The sequence below is a fragment of the Clavibacter capsici genome, assembly GCF_001280205.1.
Classification (GTDB): domain Bacteria; phylum Actinomycetota; class Actinomycetes; order Actinomycetales; family Microbacteriaceae; genus Clavibacter; species Clavibacter capsici.
On record NZ_CP012573.1, the window covers coordinates 1,385,265 to 1,406,920 of the forward strand.

Annotated in this window: 13 protein-coding genes; 8 read left to right on the forward strand and 5 right to left on the reverse strand. The window is 75.1% G+C overall.

Translation table 11 applies throughout. The annotated features are described in order from the left end of the window. The first annotated feature begins 91 nt into the window (after window positions 1-91). The gene (locus AES38_RS16075) at window positions 92-1,954 is read left to right on the forward strand and encodes a DUF8094 domain-containing protein (RefSeq protein WP_053774296.1); all 1,863 of its coding nucleotides are present in this window, start codon (window positions 92-94) and stop codon (window positions 1,952-1,954) included. Window positions 1,955-2,153: 199 nt separating this feature from the next. Then, window positions 2,154-2,966 carry a tetratricopeptide repeat protein gene (locus tag AES38_RS06580; RefSeq protein ID WP_306453494.1) on the forward strand — a complete coding sequence of 271 codons (813 nt, stop codon included), beginning with the start codon at window positions 2,154-2,156 and terminating at the stop codon, window positions 2,964-2,966. Between the two features lie 70 nt (window positions 2,967-3,036). On the opposite strand, the gene glgB is transcribed toward AES38_RS06580, so the two are convergent. Next, on the reverse strand, window positions 3,037-5,628 hold the full coding sequence (glgB, locus tag AES38_RS06585; RefSeq protein WP_053774297.1) for a 1,4-alpha-glucan branching protein GlgB: 2,592 nt from the start codon (window positions 5,626-5,628) through the stop codon (window positions 3,037-3,039). Beyond that, window positions 5,625-7,586, reverse strand: coding sequence for an alpha-1,4-glucan--maltose-1-phosphate maltosyltransferase (locus tag AES38_RS06590; protein WP_053775708.1), 1,962 nt, complete (start codon window positions 7,584-7,586; stop codon window positions 5,625-5,627). The genes glgB and AES38_RS06590 overlap by 4 nt, the downstream gene beginning before the upstream one ends. A gap of 681 nt (window positions 7,587-8,267) precedes the next feature. On the opposite strand from AES38_RS06590, the gene glgP reads away from it, so the two are divergent. Continuing rightward, window positions 8,268-10,823, forward strand: coding sequence for an alpha-glucan family phosphorylase (glgP, locus tag AES38_RS06595; RefSeq protein ID WP_053774298.1), 2,556 nt, complete (start codon window positions 8,268-8,270; stop codon window positions 10,821-10,823). Window positions 10,824-10,871: 48 nt separating this feature from the next. On the opposite strand, the gene AES38_RS06600 is transcribed toward glgP, so the two are convergent. Together AES38_RS06600 and glgX are read right to left on the reverse strand one after the other, a co-directional pair. Further along, on the reverse strand, window positions 10,872-12,185 hold the full coding sequence (locus AES38_RS06600; RefSeq protein WP_053774299.1) for an SGNH/GDSL hydrolase family protein: 1,314 nt from the start codon (window positions 12,183-12,185) through the stop codon (window positions 10,872-10,874). 148 nt (window positions 12,186-12,333) lie between these two features. Further along, window positions 12,334-14,391: a glycogen debranching protein GlgX gene (gene glgX, locus AES38_RS06605; protein WP_244629251.1), complete on the reverse strand. Its 2,058-nt coding sequence runs from the start codon at window positions 14,389-14,391 to the stop codon at window positions 12,334-12,336. A 19-nt stretch (window positions 14,392-14,410) separates the two neighbouring features. On the opposite strand from glgX, the gene AES38_RS06610 reads away from it, so the two are divergent. The 4 genes from AES38_RS06610 to AES38_RS06625 all read left to right on the forward strand — a co-directional run bounded on the left by AES38_RS06610 (window position 14,411) and on the right by AES38_RS06625 (window position 20,742). Beyond that, the gene (locus AES38_RS06610) at window positions 14,411-15,616 is read left to right on the forward strand and encodes a cysteine desulfurase family protein (protein WP_053774301.1); all 1,206 of its coding nucleotides are present in this window, start codon (window positions 14,411-14,413) and stop codon (window positions 15,614-15,616) included. Beyond that, window positions 15,613-16,782, forward strand: coding sequence for a tRNA 2-thiouridine(34) synthase MnmA (gene mnmA / locus AES38_RS06615; protein WP_072174621.1), 1,170 nt, complete (start codon window positions 15,613-15,615; stop codon window positions 16,780-16,782). The genes AES38_RS06610 and mnmA overlap by 4 nt, the downstream gene beginning before the upstream one ends. Beyond that, the gene (ligA, locus tag AES38_RS06620; RefSeq protein WP_053774302.1) at window positions 16,779-19,259 is read left to right on the forward strand and encodes an NAD-dependent DNA ligase LigA; all 2,481 of its coding nucleotides are present in this window, start codon (window positions 16,779-16,781) and stop codon (window positions 19,257-19,259) included. The genes mnmA and ligA overlap by 4 nt, the downstream gene beginning before the upstream one ends. A gap of 109 nt (window positions 19,260-19,368) precedes the next feature. Then, on the forward strand, window positions 19,369-20,742 hold the full coding sequence (locus tag AES38_RS06625; RefSeq protein WP_053775710.1) for an alpha/beta hydrolase: 1,374 nt from the start codon (window positions 19,369-19,371) through the stop codon (window positions 20,740-20,742). 40 nt (window positions 20,743-20,782) lie between these two features. Here AES38_RS06625 and AES38_RS06630 read toward each other — a convergent pair whose 3' ends face one another. Further along, window positions 20,783-21,118: an META domain-containing protein gene (locus AES38_RS06630; protein WP_256998881.1), complete on the reverse strand. Its 336-nt coding sequence runs from the start codon at window positions 21,116-21,118 to the stop codon at window positions 20,783-20,785. Between the two features lie 166 nt (window positions 21,119-21,284). Between AES38_RS06630 and gatC the strand changes: the two genes are divergently transcribed. Continuing rightward, complete coding sequence (gene gatC / locus AES38_RS06635) at window positions 21,285-21,653, forward strand: Asp-tRNA(Asn)/Glu-tRNA(Gln) amidotransferase subunit GatC (RefSeq protein ID WP_081001858.1); 369 nt, start codon at window positions 21,285-21,287, stop codon at window positions 21,651-21,653. Window positions 21,654-21,656 lie beyond the last annotated feature (3 nt).

The following is a 21,656-nucleotide window of genomic DNA, read 5'->3' on the forward strand; positions in this document are numbered from 1 at the left end:
CGAGAGCACCCGTGCTCGTCGGCCGCCGCGGTCGGCACCCCGACCGCCGCCCATGCGGCCGCCGCCCGCGACGACACGAGAGGAGACATCCGTGCGATTCGTCCTGGCGATCGCGACCTTCGTGGTCGCGGCCCTCATGATCGGCCTGGGCATCGCCCAGCACACCTTCCTGGCCGGACCCGACCGCATCACGGCGGCCACGTCCTCCGCCGGCGGCGCTGCCTACACGGTCATCAGCGGGAAGACGCTCAACGCGCACCCCGGCCTGCAGGACACCGTGGCCCGCGGCGACGGCGAGGTCTTCGCCGCGTACGGTCCCACGACGGACGTCGAGGCGTGGGTGGGCAGCAGCCCGTACACGCGCGTCGAGACGGACGAGACCGGGGCGCTGACCGCCGAGGTGGTCGAGCCCGAGGCGACGACGCCGACTCCCGCGCCGAGCCCCTCCGCCGGCGCCGAGGGATCCCCGCAGGGCGAGTCCGGCACGTCCGCCACCGCCACCTCCTCCATCACCGACCCCCGCGGATCCGACCTCTGGCTCTCCGAGCAGACGGGCGAGGGACAGCTGTCGCTCAGCACGCGCCTGCCGGACGACGTCAGCATCCTGCTCGCCACCGACGGCACGGCCGCCGCGCCCGCCGAGGTCACGCTGTCGTGGCCGTCCGAGGGCGAGTCCCCGTGGGTCCTCCCGCTCGTGATCGGCGGCATCGTCCTGCTGGTGGTCGGCCTCGTGCTCTACCTGCTCGCCCTCCGCCACCTCCGGCGCAGCCGCGGGCCGCGACGCAACCTGCCGCCGCGCGGCGGTCCCCGCATCCCGCGCATCGGGCCGGCCGCCCGCCGTGCCGCGCTCACCGCCGGCTCGGGATCCGCGCCGCCCGCGCCGCGCCGCGGACGCCGGGGCATGATCGCCCTGCCCGTGCTCGTCGTCACCGGCCTCGCCCTCAGCGGCTGCACGGCCCAGGGCGCGCCCGCCGCCCTCACCGCGGGATCCGCCGAGACGCCCACCCCGACGCCCACCTCCTCCCTCGACGCCGCCCGCCAGGCGGAGGACGCGGACCCGCCCGTCGTCACCGAGGACCAGGCCGCGCGCATCGTCTCCCGCGTCTCCGAGGTCGCTACCGCGGCCGACCAGGCGCTCGACGCCGCCCAGCTCACCCCGCGGTTCGCGGGCCCCGCGCTCCAGGAGCGCACGTCCGACTACCAGGTCCGGAAGGCCAAGCCCGACATCGCCGCCGTCCCCGCCATCCCGGCGGGCGACCTGCAGCTCACGCTCCCGCAGGCGACCGTCGCGTGGCCGCGCACCATCGCCGCGGTCGTCAAGGACCCGGACGCGGACGACGCGCCCACGCTCTCCCTCACGCTGGTGCAGACGAGCCCGCGCGAGAACTACCACGTGCTCTACGCCATGCCGATCTCCACGACGGCGGCGCTCCCGGACGTGGCGCCCGCCGCGATCGGCGCCGCCCGCCTCGCGCCCGACGTGAAGCTCCTGGCCGTCCAGCCGGATCAGCTCTCCGCGGCCTACGCCGACCTGCTGAACAAGGGCGACCAGAGCGAGTTCGCGGGCCTGTTCGACGCGACCGACGACGGGGTGCGCGCGCAGGACGCCAAGCGCAAGACCGACTTCCCGGCGTCGATCGGCGAGACGGGCTCGGTCGAGTTCTCCGCCACGGCCGACTCCGCGACGCCCGTCGCCATGTCGACCGTCGAGTCCGGCGCGCTCGTGAGCGTCACCGTGAAGCTCGGCATCGTCGCGAAGCCCACCGCCGAGGGCGCCAAGGTCAACGCGAACCCGGAGGTGCAGGCGATCACCGGGCTCACGGACTCGGCCAAGGGGTTCGACACCGTCCGCACGGCGCAGATGCTCATGTACGTGCCGCCCGTGAACTCGGGCGAGAAGATCCGCCTCTACGCCTCCAGCACCCACATCACCTCGGCCAAGGAGCTCCCATGACGAACGTGCCCCCCTCCGCCGCGAGCCTCCGCGGCGCCGTCGACCTGTCCTCGCTCGTGAACCGCGCGCAGGCCCCGGCCGCGCCCGCGGGCGGTGCGGGCGGTGCTCCCGGAGCGGCCGCGCCCGGCGCCCGGCCGGCGCTCCCGGCGCCCCGGCCGGCGCTCCCGGCGCGCCGCAGACCGTCGATGTCCCCGGCCTCGTGCTGGCGGCCGACGACACGTCGTTCACGCAGTTCCTCGACATCTCCGGGATCGTGCCGGTCGTCGTGGAGCTCGTGTCGACGGGCCTCGCCTCCAGCCGCGAGCTGTCGCCCGTGCTCGAGCGCGTCGTCACCGAGCACGCCGGGCGCGTGCTCCTCGTCCGCATCGACGTCGACCAGAGCCCGCAGCTCGGCCAGGCGTTCCAGGCGCAGACCGTGCCCACCGTCGCGGCGCTCATCGGCGGACGCCCGGTCGGCCTCTTCGCGGGCGTGATCCCCGAGGACCAGGTGCGCGACGTCGTCCAGCAGGTGCTGGAGCTCGCGCAGCAGAACGGGGTGACCGGCAAGGCCGTCCCGCCCGCCGGATCCGCCGAGCCCGCCGCCCCCGCCGAGGAGCCGCTGCCGCCGCACCACGCGGAGGCCTACGCCTTCATCGAGCAGGGCGACTACGCGTCGGCCGCGGCCGAGTACCGCACCGCCATCGCGCAGAACCCGCGGGACGCCCTCGCGGTCGCCGGGCTCGCGCAGGTCAGCCTCCTGCACCGGCTCGACGGGAAGGCCGCGGACCAGATCCGCGCGGCCGCGGCCTCGGCGCCCGGCGACGTGGACGCCCAGCTGCTCGTCGCCGACCTCGACCTCTCCGGCGGGCACGTGGAGGACGCGTTCACCCGCCTGCTGGAGCTCTTCCCGTCGGCCGACGCCGCCGGACGCGAGGCCATCCGCCAGCGGCTCCTCGAGCACTTCGAGGTCGTCGGCCTCGAGGACCCGCGGGTCGCCGTCGCGCGCCGCCAGCTCACGCGCCTGCTCTACTGACGCCCGTCCGCACGGACGACGACGGCGCCGCATCCCGGAGGATGCGGCGCCGTCGTCGTGTCGGGCGGGATCAGACGGTGGGCACCCGCGGGGTGCCGTCGTCCGCGCCCGGCGCGTCGTCGGTCGCGGACAGGCCCTCGACGGGAGGCTGCGCGTCGGGCGACTGCGGGAGGACGGGCGCGGCGGCCGCGTCCGCGTCCCCGAACGGCGTGCCGTCGACGCGCGACTCGTCCGCGTCCGGCGCGTGGTGCGCGGGCGCCTCGACGGGCGTCAGCTCCGCCGGGTCCTGCCGGAGCCGCAGCCAGAGGCCGGCCAGCGGCGGCAGCGTGAGCTCCGCGGAGGCCGGGCGACCGTGCCAGCCGTCGTCGCCCGCGTGCACGGCGCCGAGGTTGCCCACGCCGGATCCGCCGAACTGCTCGGCGTCCGTGTTGAGGATCTCCTCCCACACGCCCGCCTGCGGCAGCCCCAGCCGGTAGCCCGAGATGGGCGCGCCCGAGAAGTTGTGCACGACGGCGACCTGGTTGCCCTCGCGGTCGCGGCGGAGGAACGCGAGCACGTTGCGCCCGGCGTCGCCCGCGTCGATCCACTCGAAGCCGGCCGGGTCGTTGTCGAGCGCCCAGAGCGCGGGCGTGTCCACGTACGTGCGGTTGAGCGACCCGACGAGGTCGAACAGGGCGCGGTGCACGGGCTGGTCGAGGATCCACCAGTCGAGCCCGCGCTCCTCGCTCCACTCGGACGGCTGGCCGAACTCCTGGCCCATGAAGAGCAGCTGCTTGCCGGGGTGGGACCACATGAACGACAGGTACGCGCGGACGTTCGCGAGCTTCTGCCAGTGGTCGCCCGGCATCTTGCCGACGAGCGATCCCTTCCCGTGCACGACCTCGTCGTGGCTGATGGGGAGGAGGAAGTTCTCCGTGTACGCGTAGACCATCGAGAACGTGATCTGGCCGTGGTGGTACGCCCGGTACATCGGGTCGACGGCGGCGTAGTCGAGCGAGTCGTGCATCCAGCCCATGTTCCACTTGAGACCGAAGCCGAGGCCGCCGTCGCTCGTGGGGCGCGTGACGCCGGGGAAGCTCGTGGACTCCTCCGCGATCATCACGATGCCGGGGTGGGTGCGGTACGCGGTGGCGTTGACCTCCTGGAGGAACGAGATCGCCTCCAGGTTCTCGCGACCGCCGTGGACGTTCGGCAGCCACTGGCCCTCCTCGCGGGAGTAGTCGAGGTAGAGCATCGAGGCCACGGCGTCGACCCGGAGGCCGTCGACGTGGAACTCCTCGAACCAGTACAGCGCGTTCGCGACGAGGAAGTTGCGCACCTGCGAGTGGCCGAAGTCGAAGACGAGGGTGCCCCAGTCCTGCTGCTCGCCGCGGCGCGGGTCCGTGTGCTCGTAGAGCGGCTGGCCGTCGAACTGCGCGAGCGCGAAGGCGTCCTTCGGGAAGTGGGCGGGGACCCAGTCCACGATGACGCCGATGCCGGCCTGGTGCAGCGTGTCGATGAGGTACTTGAGGTCGTCCGGGGATCCGAAGCGCGAGGTGGGCGCGTAGTAGCCGGAGACCTGGTAGCCCCAGGATCCGCCGAACGGGTGCTCGGCCAGCGGCAGGAACTCGACGTGCGTGTAGGCGAGCTCCTGGAGGTAGGCGACGAGCTCGCGGGCGACCTCGCGGTAGCCGAGGCCCGGGCGCCAGGATCCGAGGTGCATCTCGTACACGCTCATGGGGGAGTCGTGCGGGTCGCGCGCGGCGCGCGCGTCCATCCACGCGGCGTCGTCCCACCGGTGGTCGCTCGTCTCGACGCGCGAGGCGGTGGCCGGCGGGACCTCGGTCATGCGGGCCATGGGATCCGCCTTCTCGATCCACCGCCCCGCCTGCGTGAGGATCTCGAACTTGTACGAGACGCCCGGCTCCACGCCCGGGACGAAGAGCTCCCAGACGCCGTTGCCGTCGAGGCGGCGCATGGCGTGCTGCACGCCGTCCCAGCCGTTGAAGCCGCCGATGACGCGGACGGCGCGGGCGTGCGGCGCCCAGACGGCGAAGGAGACGCCCCAGTACGTCTGCGCGACGCCCCAGTGCTCGCGGTGCTGCGCGCCGAGGACGTCCCAGAGGCGCTCATGGCGGCCCTCGCCGAAGAGGTACAGGTCGAGGTCGCCGACGGTGGGGAGGAAGCGGTACGGGTCGTCGCTCGTCCAGGTTCCGCCGTCGGAGTAGCGGGCCTCGACCCGGTAGTCCTGCAGGCCCAGCACGTGCGCGCCCTGCCAGACGCCGTGGCCGACGTGCGCGAGCGCGACGCGGGCGCCGGTGGAGAGGATCACGGAGACGCCCTCGGCGAGCGGGCGGAGCGCCCGGACGACGACGAGGTCGTCGGAGACGCCGTCGATCGCGACGGGGTGCTGGCCGAGGACCGAGTGCGGGCCGGAGTGGACGCCCTCGGCGACGGCGCGCAGGTCGTGGTCGGCGACCTCGGGGAGGCGGATGGGGTCGGAGTCGCTCGCGGGGGATCCCGCGTCCGTCGATGCGGTGCCCGCGGGGGTCGCGTCGTCGGCGGCCGGGGGGACGACCACGTCGGCCCCCGTCTCGGGGTGCGGTTCGGAGGCGGGCGGCACGACGACGTCGGCGCCGTCCCTCGGGTCGTGCTGGGGGGTGGTGTCGGTCATGTCCGTCATCCCTTCGATGCGGTCGGGTGGACCCGGAACACGTGCACGGGGTGCGTGAACGCGTCGAGCCGGACGAAGTTGGAGGTCGACCACGTGTAGACGTCGCCCGTGAGGAGGTCCTCGACGTCGAACACGGCGTCCTCGGCGAGGCCGAAGCGGGTCGGGTCGAGGTACACCTGGGTCTCGCGCGCCGAGTGCGGGTCGACGTTGGCGACCACGAGGACCGTGTCCGCCTCGCCCGTGCCGGTGTGCTCGGCCGCGAGGTGCTTGGAGTAGACGAGGATCGAGTCGTCGTCGCTCCAGTGCACGTCGAGGTTCCGCAGCTGGCGGAGCGCGGGGTGGGCGCGGCGGATCTCGTTGAGGCGCGTGATCTCCGGCGCGATGGATCCGCCGAGCTCCTCCTGGCGCGCCCAGTCGCGCGGCTTGTACTCGTACTTCTCGTTGTCGATGTTCTCCTCGGCGCCGGGGCGCGCGACGTTCTCGATCAGCTCGTACCCGGAGTAGATGCCCCACGACGGCGACGCGGTCGCGGCGATGGCCGCGCGGATCCGGTACGCGGCCCGCCCGCCGAACTGCAGGTAGGGCGTGAGGATGTCGTGCGTGTTCGCGAAGAAGTTCGGGCGCAGGTAGTCGCTCGTCTCGTGGCTGACCTCGGTGAGGTACTCCTCGAGCTCCTTCTTCGTGTTGCGCCAGGTGAAGTACGTGTACGACTGCTGGAAGCCGATCTTGGCGAGCGTGCGCATCATCGCGGGGCGCGTGAACGCCTCGCTGAGGAAGATCGCGTCGGGCTCGTCGCGCATCACCTGGTGGATGAGGCGCTCCCAGAACACGAGCGGCTTGGTGTGCGGGTTGTCGACGCGGAAGATCTTGACGCCGAGGCCGAGCCACACGCGCATGACCCGGAGCATCTCGCGGTACGACCCCTCGGGGTCGTTGTCGAAGTTCAGCGGGTAGATGTCCTGGTACTTCTTCGGCGGGTTCTCCGCGTACGCGATCGAGCCGTCGGGGAGCGTCGTGAAGAGCTCCGGGTGCGTCGTGACCCACGGGTGGTCGGGCGAGGCCTGCAGCGCGATGTCGATCGCCAGCTCCATGCCGTGGTCGGCGACGGCAGCCACGAACGCGCGGAAGTCGTCGACCGTGCCGAGCTCGGGGTGGATGGAGTCGTGCCCGCCGTCCTCGGAGCCGATGCCGTACGGGGATCCCGGGTCGTGGGGCCCCGCGGTCAGCGTGTTGTTCGGGCCCTTGCGGTTGGTGCGGCCGATGGGGTGCACCGGCGGGATGTAGACCACGTCGAAGCCCATGTCGCGGATCGCGGGGAGGCGGCGCGCGGCGGTGGCGAACGTGCCGCTCGTCCAGGATCCGTCCTCGTGCAGGGCGGCGCCCTCGGAGCGCGGGAAGAACTCGTACCAGGACCCGACGGCGGCGCGCTCGCGCTCGACGACGATCGTGCGCTCGGGGGAGAGCGTGACGAGGCTGCGGACGGGCACGCGGTCGATCGCGGCGTGCACCTGGGCGGCGGTCGCGGCGGCGAGGCGCTCCTCCGGGGTGCGGTCGGCGTCGGCGATGCCGGCGAGGGCGTCGCGGAGGACGGCGCGATCGGCGTCGTCCCGGGCGTCGTCGGCGGCGGCCCGCTCGAGGAGCTCGGCGCCGAGGGCGAGCATCACGTCGACGTCGAGGCCGGCGGGGACCTTGATCTCGGCGTTGTGGAGCCAGGTGCCGAAGTCGTCGGACCACGCGCTCACGCGCCACGTCCAGGCGCCCTGCGTCTCCAGCTGGGCCGACGTGGTCCACCGGTCGAGGCCCGGCTTCGTGGCGTCGAGCGACATGCGGTGCGACGTGACGGCACCCGACGGGTCGGTGAGCTCGACGTCGGCGCCGATGAGGTCGTGGCCCTCGCGGAAGATCGTGGCGCCGAAGGGCACGACGTCGTGGACGAAGCTCTTGGCGGGCCAGAGGTCGTCCTCGATCTGCGGGGTGAGCGACAGGATCGGGATGCGGCCGATGACGGGGGCGTAGTCGTCCTCGGCGGCGTCCGCGGAGGCGGGCGCTGCGGGCGCGTCGAGCGTCGGCACGGGCGCCTCGGAGGCGGACGGCGCGGCGTGCGCGGGCGCGGCGTGCTCCGGGGCGGCGGGAGCGTCGTCGGCCGGGACGGGCGCCGCGTGGCGGGGAGCGGATGCCGGCTCGGCGACGGGCGCGGCGAGGGGCTCGGCGGCGGGCTCGGCCTCGGGGGTCGCGAGGGGCCAGGCCGCGGTCGCGGGGGCCGGTGCGGGCTCGGGCTCGGGCGCCGCGGGCACCTGCTGCACGGGCGCCTCGGGGATCAGCGGGGGCCGCGGCTCGGGCGGCTTCTGGGCGTCCTGGAGCTTCTGGGCCTTGGCGAGCTTGCGGGCTGCACGGCCGCGCACCGGGCGGGGGAGGGGATCGGGTCCGTCCTGGGGTGTGGTCACTGTTCGACCGTAGCCCGTGCGCCGTCCGGCTGTCGCTCGCCGCGGCGGGGTCGCACGCCGTTCGGATGCGCGCCGTCCGGCCGTCACCGGCCGTCCCGCCGGTCGTGGCCGGGCGGCGGGACCCTGGTGCCCTGCCCCCCGCGCCCCTAGGCTCGGGGCCATCCGCGCGGGTCCGCCCGCCGCCGTCCGGTCCGAGGGAGTCCCGTGAAGGCCATCCGCCGATTCACCGTCCGCGCCGTCCTCCCGGAGGAGCTGTCCGCGCTGGACGAGCTCGCCGGGAACCTCCGGTGGTCCTGGTACGAGCCGACGCGGCGCCTCTTCGCGCACGTCAGCCCCGAGCTCTGGGAGGGGACGGGCCACGACCCGGTCGCGCTGCTCGGCGCCGTCGACCAGGAGCGGCTCCGCGAGCTCGCGGCCGACGGGGGCTTCGTCGCCTGGGCGGAGGAGCAGCGGGAGGACCTGCGCGCGTACGTGCGGGAGCCGCGCTGGTACCAGTCGCTCGAGGGGGACGTGCCCGAGGCGATCGGCTACTTCTCGCCCGAGTTCGGGATCGCCGCCGCGCTGCCGCAGTACTCCGGCGGCCTCGGGATCCTCGCGGGCGACCACCTGAAGAGCGCCTCCGACCTCGGCGTGCCGCTCGTGGGCGTCGGCCTCTTCTACCGCTCCGGCTACTTCCGCCAGGGGATCTCCTCCGACGGCTGGCAGCAGGAGACGTACCCCGTCTTCGACCCCGACGGCCTGCCGCTCCAGGTGCTGCGCGACGCGGACGGCCAGCCCGTGCAGGTCACGCTCGCGCTGCCCGCCGACCGCACTCTGCACGCGCGCGTCTGGCAGGCGCGCGTCGGCCGCATCCCGCTGCTGCTCCTCGACACCGACGTGCCCCAGAACGACGACGACCTCCGCGGCGTCACCGACCGGCTCTACGGCGGCGGCGGCGAGCACCGGCTGCACCAGGAGCTGCTGCTCGGGATCGGCGGCGTGCGGGCCATCGCCGCGCACGCGCGCGTCACCGGATCGCCCGTGCCGCGCGTCTTCCACACCAACGAGGGCCACGCGGGCTTCCTCGGCCTCGAGCGGATCTCCGCGCTCATGGCCGAGGGGCTGGACTTCGACGAGGCCCTGCAGGTCGTGCGCGCGGGCACGGTGTTCACGACGCACACGCCCGTCCCCGCCGGCATCGACCGGTTCGACGTCCAGCTCGTGCGCGCGCACGTGACCGACGCGCTCCTGCCCGCTGTGTCCCGCGACCGCGTGCTGGAGCTCGGCGCCGAGGCGCACGGCGGCGGCGACCCGGGCGTGTTCAACATGGCGCTGATGGGGCTCCGCCTCGCGCAACGCGCGAACGGCGTCTCGCAGCTGCACGGCCAGGTCAGCCGGGGCATGTTCGCCGGGCTCTGGCCGGGGTTCGACACCGAGGAGGTGCCGATCACGAGCGTCACGAACGGCGTGCACGCGCCGACGTGGACGGATCCGCTGCTCATGTCGCTCGCGAGCGAGCGCCTCGGCACGACGGACACCGCATCCGCGGACTGGTCGTCGCCCGCCGTGACCGACGGCGACCTGTGGGACGTGCGCGGCCGGATGCGCCGCCAGCTCGTCGCCGACGCCCGCCGCCGCGTCACCCGCGCCTGGCGCGAGCAGAACCCGGGCGGCGTGGAGCCCGCCTGGCTCGACGACGTGCTCGACCCCGAGGTGCTCACGATCGGCTTCGCGCGGCGCGTGCCCACCTACAAGCGGCTGACGCTCATGCTCCACGACCGCGAGCGCCTCCGCCGCATCCTCACCGACCCGGACCGGCCCGTGCAGATCGTGGTGGCGGGCAAGTCCCACCCGGCGGACGACGAGGGCAAGCGCCTCATCCAGGAGCTCGTGCGGTTCGCGGCGGAGCCCGAGATCCGCGGGCGGCTCGTCTTCCTGCCCGACTACGACATCGGCATGGCGCAGCTGCTCTACCCGGGCACCGACGTGTGGCTCAACAACCCGCTGCGCCCGCTCGAGGCCTGCGGCACCTCCGGCATGAAGGCCGCGCTCAACGGCGCGCTCAACCTGTCGATCCTCGACGGCTGGTGGGACGAGTACTCCGACGGCGGCAACGGCTGGGCGATCCCGTCGGCCGACCGGGCGCACGACGGCGCCGAGCGCGACGCGCTGGAGGCGACCGCGCTCTACGACCTCATCGAGAACCGCATCGCGCCGCGGTTCTACGAGCGCGACGCGGACGGCGTGCCGGCGGGCTGGGTGCACGACATCCGGCACACGCTCGCCACGCTCTCGCCCGAGCTCAGCGCCGACCGCATGGTGCGGCAGTACGTCGAGCGTCTGTACGTGCCGGCGGGGCGGGCGCAGCGGGTCGTCGCGGCCGACGACCACGCCCGCGCCCGGGAGCTGGCGGCCTGGCGCCGCCGGGTGTCCGCGGCCTGGCCGTCGGTGCAGGTCGCGCACGTCGAGTCGGAGGGCGTGGGACAGCAGGCGCAGGTCGGCGACGAGCTGCGCGTGCGCGCGTGGGTGGCGCTCGGCGGGCTCGACGCGGAGGACGTGACGGTCGAGGTCGTGCACGGGCGGACGGGCGAGGGCGACGTGCTCCTCGACGTCGTGCGGCATGGCCTCGCGCCCGTGGGCGGGTCCGGCGGGCAGCAGGAGTACGCCGGGACCGTGCCGCTCGCGACCGCGGGGCCCTTCGGGTACACCGTGCGGGTGGTGCCGCGGCACGAGCTGCTGGCGTCGAGCGCGGAGCCGGGGCTCGTCGCGGTCGCGGGCTGACGGCGGCGGCGGCGCGCCCTCGGCATCCGAGGCCGAGCCGCGCGCACGTCAGGCCGGCGTCGCGGTGAGCTTCGCGGCGAGCACCTCGGCGAACCGCGCGTAGCCCCTGTCGTTCGGGTGGTTGTCCGGGCCCATCCAGCCGTACGGGTCGGGCGCGCCCGCGCCGACCATGCGCGGGATGTGGGCGCCGATCTCGAAGACGTCGGCGAGCGGATCCGCGGACGCCGCGTCCCGCAGGGCGCCGATGTAGTCCGCCCACGTCGTGCCGCGGATCGGCAGCGTCGTCCGCTCGTAGGGCGGCGTGAAGAGGATGGGCGCCTCGCTCGTGGTGCGGATCAGCTCGATCAGCACGGCGGCGTCGGAGCGCACCTGCTCGGGCGTGCGGACGACCACGTCGTTGATGAGGTGCTCCGGCATCCAGAGGTCGAGCTCGAAGCGCGGGGCCGAGCGGATCCACGTGCTCACGCCGTCCGGCCGCGCCCTCTCCGAGAGCTGCCAGAGCTGCGAGCCGGAGTTGCCGCCCTCGATGACGTGGATCCCGCGCTCCTCGTCGCCGTCGAACAGCCACGCGCCCTCGAGCTCGGGCTTGCCGCCCGCCCACGCCACGGTGATCGCGTGCTCGGCGGAGTCCATGACGGGGCTCGTCCAGGTGAGCGAGCCGCCGGCCTCCGCGCGGACGGTCTCGGGCGCGCCCTCGTCGACCTGCACGGTGATGGCCGCGTCGAGCCCGGGCGCCCACCAGCAGACCTTCGCCGAGGTCATGCGCGCGCGGTAGGTGCCGGGTCCCGACGCCTCGGTGAGCGGGACGACCCGGCGGCCCCAGCCGTGGCGGCCGCCCGCGGTCGGCGTCCCGGAGAACGCGAAGCCCTGGTCGGCGGGCACGGTGATCTGGTGCCGCGACGCGATGTAGTCGAGGCCGCCGCGCGCTCCGGACGGGTGGGCGCCGCGCAGGCGGTCGCGGAGCTGCGCGGGGTACGCGTGCTGGAGGCTCGTGGCGCCCTGCCCCTCGGCGATGCTGTCGCCGAGCACGCCGATGGTCAGGCGGCGCTCGCGCACGCGCTCCCGGAGCGCGTGGAAGCCCGCGAGGGCGTCGTCGGGGGCGTAGGTCATGGGCTCGATCGGCGGGCCGCCGGACGCCGTGACGGCAGGGGCGGGCGGATCGCCGGGATCCGGCGCGGGGGAGCCCGGGGCGCTCGCCGTGGGGTCCGTCGGGCGCGGGGTCGTGGTGCAGCCCGCGACGCCGGCGACGACCGAGAGCGCCGCGAGGCTCCCGCCCGCGACGAGCGCGCGGCGGGTGAGGGTGCGGCGCCGGGCGCCCCGACCCGGGGAATCGGTGGGTGGGGCGGGGTGCTCGTCGGTCATGGGCGGCGTCCTCGTTCCTCGGGCGCGGCGGCGCGGCGGATGTGCGGGTCCGTCCAGGAGAGCACACGGGCACGCGGCGGCGCGAACCCTCCGCGGCCCCCGTCCGGGCCGCGGCGGCGGCAGCGCGTCCGGGGCGGCGCGGCCCTCCTCAGCCCGCGCGGTAGATGCGCACGGCCGGCCCGTCGACCTCGACCCCGTCGCCGGGCGCGTCGTCCGTCGTCACGACCTCGGGCCGCTCCCACTCGCTGGTCCAGAGCAGGCGCCAGGCCGTCACGCCGTCGTGCTCCGGCAGCGTGACCCGCTGCCGGGTCTCCAGGCCGTGCACGACGACGAGCACGCAGCTCGGCTCCTCGGTCTCGGGGGTGGACGTGGTGATCCACTGCAGGGTGCGCGTCTGCGTCGACCCCCACGCGGCGTCCGTCATGGGGGCGCCGTCGGCGTCCCGCCAGGAGAGGACCGACGCGCTCGGCACGCGGGAGTCCGGCGACGCGTAGCGCACGGGCCGCAGCGCCGGCTCCTCCCGGCGGATGCGGAGGAGGTGCCGTGTCGTCGCCTCGAGGTCGAGCCGCCACGCGTCCTCGTCCCAGTGCATCCAGGTCGCCGCGTTGTCGAGGCAGTACCCGTTGTTGTTCCCGCGCTGGGTGCGGCCGCGCTCGTCGCCCATGGTGAGCATGGGGATCCCCGCCGAGACCAGCAGCGTGCCGAGCACGTTCCGCGAGGTGCGGCGGCGGGCGGCGAGGACCGCGGCGTCGCGCGTCGGCCCCTCCACGCCGTGGTTCCACGAGCGGTTCGTGTCCGTGCCGTCGCGGTTGGACTCGCCGTTGCCGCTGTTGTGCTTGCGGTCGTAGGACGTGAGGTCGGCGAGGGTGAAGCCGTCGTGCGCCGTGACGAAGGAGACGGAGGCGAGCGGGCCGCGGTCGGCGGCGAAGGTGTCCGAGGACCCGGCGAGGCTCGAGGCGAGCGCCCCCACGCCGTTCGGCGCGCGGCCCGTGCGGCGGGCCTCCGCGACGTCGGTCAGCCAGAAGTCGCGCACGCGGTCGCGGTAGCCGTCGTTCCACTCGCTCCAGCCGGATCCGAACCCGCCCGTCCGCCAGCCGCCCATGCCCACGTCCCACGGCTCGGCGATCATCAGGAGGCCCTGGAGCGCGTCGTCCTCGACGATGGCGCGGAGCAGCGGGTGCGCGGGGTCGAAGTCGACGCGCTCGTCGCGGCCGAGGGTCACGGCCAGGTCGAAGCGGAAGCCGTCGACGCCCATCACGTCGGACCAGTGCTCGAGCGAGTCGAGCACGAGGCGCTGCGCGTCGGGCCGGGACAGGTCGACCGTGTTGCCGCATCCCGTCACGTCGATGGGCGTGCCGTCGGGCGCGTGCCGGTAGTAGCGCGACCCGTCGATCCCGCGGAGGCTCGTGATCGGGCCGTCGGCGCCCTCCTCGGCCGTGTGGTTGTAGACGACGTCGAGCACGACCTGGATCCCCGCGGCGTGCAGCGCGTCGACCATGGCGCGGAACTCCGCGGCCACCGCGTCGGCGCCGGCCTCCCGCGCGGCGCGCGTGGCGTAGGGCGCGTGCGGCGCGAGGTAGGCGAGCGTGTTGTAGCCCCAGTGGTTGATCCGGCCCTGCGCGCGGAGCCGCTCCTCGCTCGTCGAGGCGTGCACCGGCAGGAGCTCCACCGTGGTGATCCCGAGGTCGACGAGGCGCTCCACGGTGACCGGGTGGCCGAGCCCCGCGTACGTGCCGCGGACCTCCTCCGGGAGCCGCTCGTCGAGCTTGGTGAAGCCGCGGACGTGCAGCTCGTAGAGCACCTGCCGGTCGCGCGGCACCACCGGGCGGGCGGCGCGGCGGGCGGCGCGCTCGTCGGCCGGCACCTCGCTCGTGACGACCGAGCGCCACGCGGCGGGACCGACCTGCACGAGGCCGCGGGAGTGCGGATCCAGCAGGTGCCGCGTCGGGTCGAAGGAGTCGCCGGGCGCGGGCTCGCCGTCGACGCGCACGGAGTAGGCGGTGCCGGGGACCAGGAGCTCGCTCGACCCCGTCCAGACGCCCGCGTCGCCCCGCTCCATCGCGACCGCCTGCACGACCCGGCGCGGGTCCTCGACGGACGAGACCGTGAGCTCCACGGCGGAGGCGCCGTGGCTCACGAGGCGCAGCGTGCCGCCCTGGTCGGAGAGCGTCAGCCCCAGGGGCACGGGCGGTCCGGGGCGCGGCATGCGACCTAGGCTAGGGGGCATGACGGTCTACCTCGACCACGCCGCGACGACCCCGATGCGGCCCGAGGCGATCGCCGCGCTCGCCGGGGCGCTCACCCTCGTGGGGAACCCGTCCTCCATCCACTCGCACGGCCAGGAGGCGCGGCGCGTGCTCGAGGAGGCGCGCGAGCGGATCGCCGGGGCGCTCGACGCGGACCCGGTCGAGGTCGTCCTCACCTCCGGCGGCACCGAGTCGGTGAACCTCGGGATCAAGGGGCTGCACGGCGCGCGCGTGGCGGCCGATGCGCGGCGGACGCGCATCCTCGTGCCCGACGGCGAGCACCACGCCACGGTCGACACGGTCGAGTGGCTCGAGCGGCGCGGCGCCGTCGTCGAGCGGCTCCCGATCGACGCCCTCGGGCGCATCCGGGTCGACGCGGTCGCCGCCGCGCTCGCCGCGGACCCGGGATCCGTCTCCCTCCTCACCTTCCTCGCCGCGAGCAACGAGGTCGGCACGATCCAGCCCGTCGAGGAGCTCGCCGCCCTCGCCCGCGCGCACGGGGTGCCCGTGCACGTCGACGCGGTCGCGGCCCTCGGGCACATGCCGGTCCCGTTCCGGCGCTGGCGCGACGCCGGCGTCGCGGCCGTGAGCGTCTCGGCGCACAAGGTCGGCGGTCCCGTCGGCAGCGGCGCGCTCGTGCTCGCGCGGCAGGCGACGGTCGATCCGCAGATCCACGGCGGCGGCCAGCAGCGGCAGGTGCGCTCGGGCACGCAGGACGCCGCCTCCGCCGTCGCGTTCGCCACGGCCGTGACGCTCGCGGTCGCCGAGCTCGACGCCGAGCGGGTCCGCCTGGCGGCCCTCCGCGACCGCCTCGTCGAGACGGTGCTGCGCGAGGTGCCCGGGGCGGTCCTCCGCGGCGACCCGGATCCCGCGGGCCGCCTCCCCGGCAACGCCCACCTCACCTTCGCGGGCTGCCAGGGCGACTCGCTCCTGCTCCTCCTCGACATGGCCGGCGTCTCGGTGAGCACCGGATCCGCGTGCCAGGCCGGCGTGCCCGAGGTCTCGCACGTGCTCCTCGGCATGGGCGTGCCCGAGGACGAGGCCCGCGGGGCGCTCCGGTTCACGCTCGGCCGCACCACCACCGAGGCCGACGTCGACGCGCTCCTCGCGGCGCTGCCCGACGCCGTCGCGCGCGCCTCCCGGGCGGGTCTCGCGGGGCGCGCGGCGCGTAGGCTCAGCGGGTGAAGATCCTCGCAGCGATGAGTGGCGGAGTCGACTCCGCCGTGGCCGCCGCCCGCGCCGTCGACGCCGGGCACGACGTGACGGGCGTCCACCTCGCGCTCAGCCGCATGCCGGGGACGCTGCGCACCGGATCCCGCGGCTGCTGCACGATCGAGGACTCGATGGACGCGCGCCGCACCGCCGACCTCCTCGGCATCCCGTTCTACGTGTGGGACTTCTCGGAGCGCTTCGCCGCCGACGTCGTCGACGACTTCGTGGCCGAGTACCAGGCCGGCCGCACGCCCAACCCCTGCATGCGCTGCAACGAGCGGATCAAGTTCGCCGCGCTCCTGGAGAAGGCCCTCGACCTCGGCTTCGACGCCGTGTGCACCGGCCACTACGCCGACGTGATCGCGGGACCCGACGGGCAGCCCGAGCTGCACCGCGCGGCCGCGTGGGCCAAGGACCAGTCGTACGTGCTGGGCGTGCTCACGGCCGAGCAGATCGCGCACTCCTACTTCCCGCTCGGATCCACGCCCTCGAAGGCCGAGGTGCGCGCCGAGGCCGAGGCCCGCGGGATCCAGGTGGCGCGGAAGCCCGACAGCCACGACATCTGCTTCATCCCCGACGGCGACACCCGCGGTTGGCTCGCCGACCGCGTCGGAGCCGCGCCGGGCGAGATCCTCGACGGCGAGGGCAATGCGATCGGCACGCACCAGGGCGCCGCGGCCTTCACGGTCGGGCAGCGCAGGGGCCTCGCGATCGGCACGCCCGCCCCCGACGGCCGGCCGCGGTTCGTGCTGGAGATCCGGCCCAAGGACAACACGGTCGTGGTCGGCCCGCAGGAGGCGCTCGCGATCCGCGAGATCGCCGGGTCCTCGTTCACCTGGGCCGGCACCCCGCCCACCCGGCCCGACCAGCCCTTCGACTGCGACGTGCAGATCCGCGCCCACGCCGAGCCCGTCCCCGCGCGTGCGGCGGTGTCGGTGGTCGACGGCATCATCGAGCTCGTGATCACCCCTCGCGAGCACCTCCACGGCGTCGCCCCCGGGCAGACCGCCGTCGTCTACGCCGGCACGCGCGTGCTCGGCCAGGTCACCATCGACCGCACCGTGAGCGCCGTCGCCGACGCCAGGCCGCCGATGCGAGCCGACCTCGTCGGCGCTGCCGCGGGGGAGCGACGCGCGTGAGCGACACCGTCACCGCCTCGCCCGCCGCGGACGACGCCGTCCCCGCCACCACGCCCGCCGACCTGGAGGCCGCGTCCGCGCGCGTCGATGAGCTGCGCGCGGTGATCGAGCGCCACCGCGACGAGTACTACGCCTCGAACGCGAGCACGGTCAGCGACGCCGAGTACGACGCGCTCGTGCACGAGCTCGACGCCCTGGAGCGCGCGCACCCCCGGCTCCGCAAGCAGGACAGCCCCACCCAGACGGTCGGCGGCCGGGCGGAGACCACGCTCTTCGCGCCCGTCACGCACGCCGAGCGCATGCTCAGCCTCGACAACGTCTTCAGCGAGGAGGAGCTCGCCGAGTGGGCGGCCAAGGTCGAGCGCGACGCCGGCAGCGGCCGCGTCCGCTACCTCTCGGAGCTCAAGATCGACGGGCTCGCCATCAACCTCCGCTACGAGCACGGCGTGCTCGTCACGGCGGCCACGCGCGGCGACGGCGTCGTCGGCGAGGACGTCACGCGGAACGTCCTCACCATGGGCACCGTCCCCGAGCGCCTCTCCGGCACCGGGCATCCGGCGCTCGTCGAGGTGCGCGGCGAGATCTTCTTCCCCGTGGCCGAGTTCGACGAGCTCAACGCCCGGCAGCTGGAGGTGGGGGAGCGCGTCTTCGCGAACCCGCGCAACGCCGCCGCCGGATCCCTGCGGCAGAAGGAGGAGGGCAAGAGCCCCGCGCGCCTTGAGCTCATGCACGCGCGCATCCGCCGCCTCCGCATGCTCGTCCACGGCATCGGCGCGTGGCCCGTCCGCGAGCTGGAGCGCGACGCGCACGTCTCCGCGCAGTCCGAGGTCTACGAGCTGCTCGCGGGGTGGGGCCTGCCCATCTCGACGCACTTCCGGGTGTTCGACGACATCGCCGAGGTCGCCGGGTTCGTGCGTCGCCACGGCGCGCACCGCGCGGAGGTGGAGCACCAGATCGACGGCATCGTCGTCAAGGTCGACGACCTCGGCCTCCACGAGGAGCTCGGCGCCACCAGCCGCGCACCGCGCTGGGCGACCGCCTACAAGTACCCGCCCGAGGAGGTCAACACGACGCTCCTCGACATCGTCGTGAGCGTCGGCCGCACGGGCCGCGCCACGCCGTTCGCCGTCATGGAGAAGGTCGAGGTCGCCGGATCCGAGGTGCGCCAGGCCACGCTCCACAACCAGCAGGTCGTGAAGGCGAAGGGCGTGCTCATCGGCGACACGGTCGTGCTGCGCAAGGCCGGCGACGTCATCCCCGAGGTGCTCGGCCCGGTCGTCGAGCTGCGCACCGGCGAGGAGCGCGAGTTCGTCATGCCCACGCTCTGCCCCGAGTGCCGGACGCCGCTGAGGCCGGCCAAGGAGGGCGACATCGACCTCCGCTGCCCGAACGCGCGCAGCTGCCCCGCCCAGGTCCGCGGACGCGTCGAGCACGTGGCCTCGCGCGGCGCGCTCGACATCGAGGGCCTCGGCGAGGTCGCCGCGGCGGCGCTCACCCAGCCGCTCGAGCCCGAGGACCCGCCGCTCGAGACCGAGGCGGGCCTGTTCGAGCTGACGATGGCCGACCTCGTGCCCATCACGGTCGTCGTCCGCGACGCCGAGACCGGCATGGTCAAGGTGGACGAGAGGACCGGCGAGGCCAAGCGCGTCACGCCGTTCCGGCGCAAGCGCGTCCCGAAGCGCGACGGCGCCTTCGACCCCGCCGAGCCGTGGGGCGACGCGGACAGCGTGCCGTCGAAGTCCGCCGAGGTGCTCCTCGAGAACCTCGAGAAGGCGAAGACCCAGGACCTCTGGCGCATCCTCGTCGCCCTCAGCATCCGCCACGTGGGTCCGGTCGCGGCGCGCGCGCTTGCCGGCTGGTTCGGCTCGCTCGACGCCATCCGCGCCGCCAGCCGCGAGGAGCTCGCGGCCGTCGACGGCGTGGGCGGCATCATCGCCGACGCCCTGCTCGACTGGTTCGAGGTCGACTGGCATCGCGAGATCGTCGACCGCTGGGAGCGCGCGGGCGTCGTCACGGCCGTGCCCGGCCACCCGGGTCCCGGCGCCGCGGCGGCCGCGGGCGGCGTGCTCGCCGGCCTCACGGTCGTCGCCACGGGATCGCTCGAGGGGTACACCCGCGAGGGCGCGCTCGAGGCGATCATGGCGGCGGGCGGCAAGGCCGGATCCAGCGTCAGCAAGAAGACGCACTACGTCGCGGCCGGCCCCGGCGCGGGCTCCAAGCTCGGCAAGGCCGAGGCGCTGGGCGTCCGCATCATCGACGCGGCCGAGTTCCGGCTGCTCGTGGAGCAGGGGCCGGACGCCATCGCCCTGCCGGACGCGGATCCGGCGCCCGACGCGGACGCCACGCCGGACGCGGGATCGACGGCCGACGCCGCCACGGAGGCTCCGGTCGCCGAGCCGAAGCCGAAGCCGAAGCGGACCCGGAAGCGGGCCGCGGCGGCCGACGCCGCACCCGAGGCAGGCGGGAACCCGGCCTGATCAGGCCTGCCGCCCGGCGCACCGCCCCGATAGCATGGCAGGGCGCGTCGGCGGGCCCGCCTCCCTCCGGCGCCGGCTCTCCCACGCCGGCTCACTGGGGGTCCCGATCGTGCTGTCCCGCGCCCGCGTGGTGCTGATCGCCTCGGCCATCGTCTGCGGACTGGTCGGGGTCGTCATCGCACCCGCCGACGACGCCCGAGCCGCCACGCGGCCGCCCGCGGTGCTCGCGGGGCCGGACGCCGCGGATCCCGCGACCGTCGCGCACCTGCCGAGCCCCGCCCGCGTGGTGACGCAGCTCCGCGACGCCCGCGTCTCCGACGCCGCGCTCCGCGGGACCTCGCCCGTCGCCCTCCTGGCCGCCCTGCCCGAGCTCGACGTCCCGGAGCTGCGGCGCCTGGCGGACGCCATCCCGGGCACCGTCCGCGAGCTCATCCGCCGGCCGCCGGCGGCCTCGGGCGTCCTCGCGTGGTGGACGGGCCTCGCGTCGGATGCGCGCCGGGACCTCGCGGAGGGCATGCCCGAGCTCGTCGGCAACCTCGAGGGGATCCCCTTCGACGACCGCGACGCGGCGAACCGCCGGTTCCTCGACCAGCGGGAGCGGGAGCTGCACGCGTCGGCCGCGCGCACGCCGGGGCGCGGCGCGCAGCAGGCGCTCGGCCGCGACCTGCGGATGCTCGCCGAGGTGCGCGACGCGCTCGAACCCGAGCCGGGCGGCCCCACCCGCTCCCTGCTCACGCTCGACGCCGTCTGGCCCGGCCGCGCGGGCGTCGTGGTGGGCGACCTCGCCACCGCCGCCTACGTCGACATCGTGGTGCCCGGCATGTACTACCCGGTGACCGAGCGGCTGGTGGACTGGACGGAGGTCACCGCGCGCCTGCAGAGGCAGCAGACCACGCTGCTCGGCACGGGGGCGCGGACCTCCGGCGGCGTGGCCGCGGTCGCCTGGATCGGCTACCGGACCCCCGACCTGACGGGCATCGCGACCCTCGCCCTCGCCGAGGAGGGGGCCGAGCGCCTGCAGAACGCGATCCAGGGGCTCCAGGGCATGCGCCGCGACGATCCGCCGTACCTCACCGTCATCGCGCACTCGTACGGCTCGACGGCGGCCATGCTCGCGCTCTCCAGCGGGCGCGCGTCCGTCGACGCCCTCGCCGTCGTCGGCTCGCCGGGCGGCGCGGTGCGGGAGGCGTCCCAGCTCGACGTGCCCGCCGGGCGCGTGTTCGTGGGCGAGGCGCCGTGGGATCCCGTGGTCGGCTCCTCGCTCTTCGGCCAGGACCCGGGCAGCGCGTCGTTCGGGGCGCGGCTCTTCGGCGTCGGGGGCACGGGCGGCCGTGCGGGGGTCTCCGCCGACGGCGGCCTCGCGGGCGCCGTGGGCCACAACAGCTACTTCGACCGCGGCACGGAGTCGTTCCGGAACCTCGCGCTGATCGGCATCGACCGGCCGGTCGCCTCCGCGGGCGACCCGGACGCGAGCGGGCGCTAGCGGGCGGCGGCGGGCATCGGGATGGGTCCCGCGCCGCCGGTCAGCCGCGGCTGCGCTCGGCGTACTCCAGCCGCACGTCGTCGGGACCGGCGGCGACGAGGTGCCCGTCGTGCACCTCGAGCGACGACACCCGCGCGAGGTCCTGGAGGTAGCGCGCCTCGAGGCCGCCGTCCTCGCAGGGCAGGGTGCCGGGGACGACCGCGCGGAGCATCCCCTCGCCGGCGTCGCCGATGGGTCCGCGGTAGTCGTTGCACGGGCCGCGTCCGCTGACGGCGCCGCCGCCGACGCGCATGGTGATGAGCGCGTCGCCCACGCCGAGGTCGCCGCCGGAGTCGGACGCCGCCACGAGGTGCCAGTTGCCGCGCACGTCGTGCACGGGCGCGCACCCCGCGAGGGCCGCGAGCGCCAGCGCGGCGACCGCCCGGCGCGCGCGACGCCGCCCGGTCCGGATCGGCGTCGGGCGGGGATCCGGGAGGCGGTGGGCATGGGGGTCACGCTAATAGAATCTCCCGGTACCCCCGCACACAGTCCTTTGGAGACGCATGTCCGACACCCGGCCCGAGCCCGCCGACGCGACCAGCGGGGACGTGACCCCCCAGGCGCCGACCCCCACGGAGCAGATCAGCCGGGAGCAGGTGCAGCACCTCGCCGGCCTCGCGCGCATCCGCCTGGACGACGAGGAGATCGACACGCTCACGGCCGAGCTCGGCCTGATCGTGGAGTCGGTCGCGAAGGTCACCGCGGTCGCGACGCCCGACGTCCCCGCCACGAGCCACCCCATCCCGCTGGTCAACGTCTTCCGGCCCGACGTGCCGGGGGAGACCCTGACCACCGCGCAGGCCCTCGCCGGCGCGCCCGAGCACGACGGCAGCCGCTTCAAGGTGTCGGCCATCCTCGGCGAAGAGCAGTAGGAG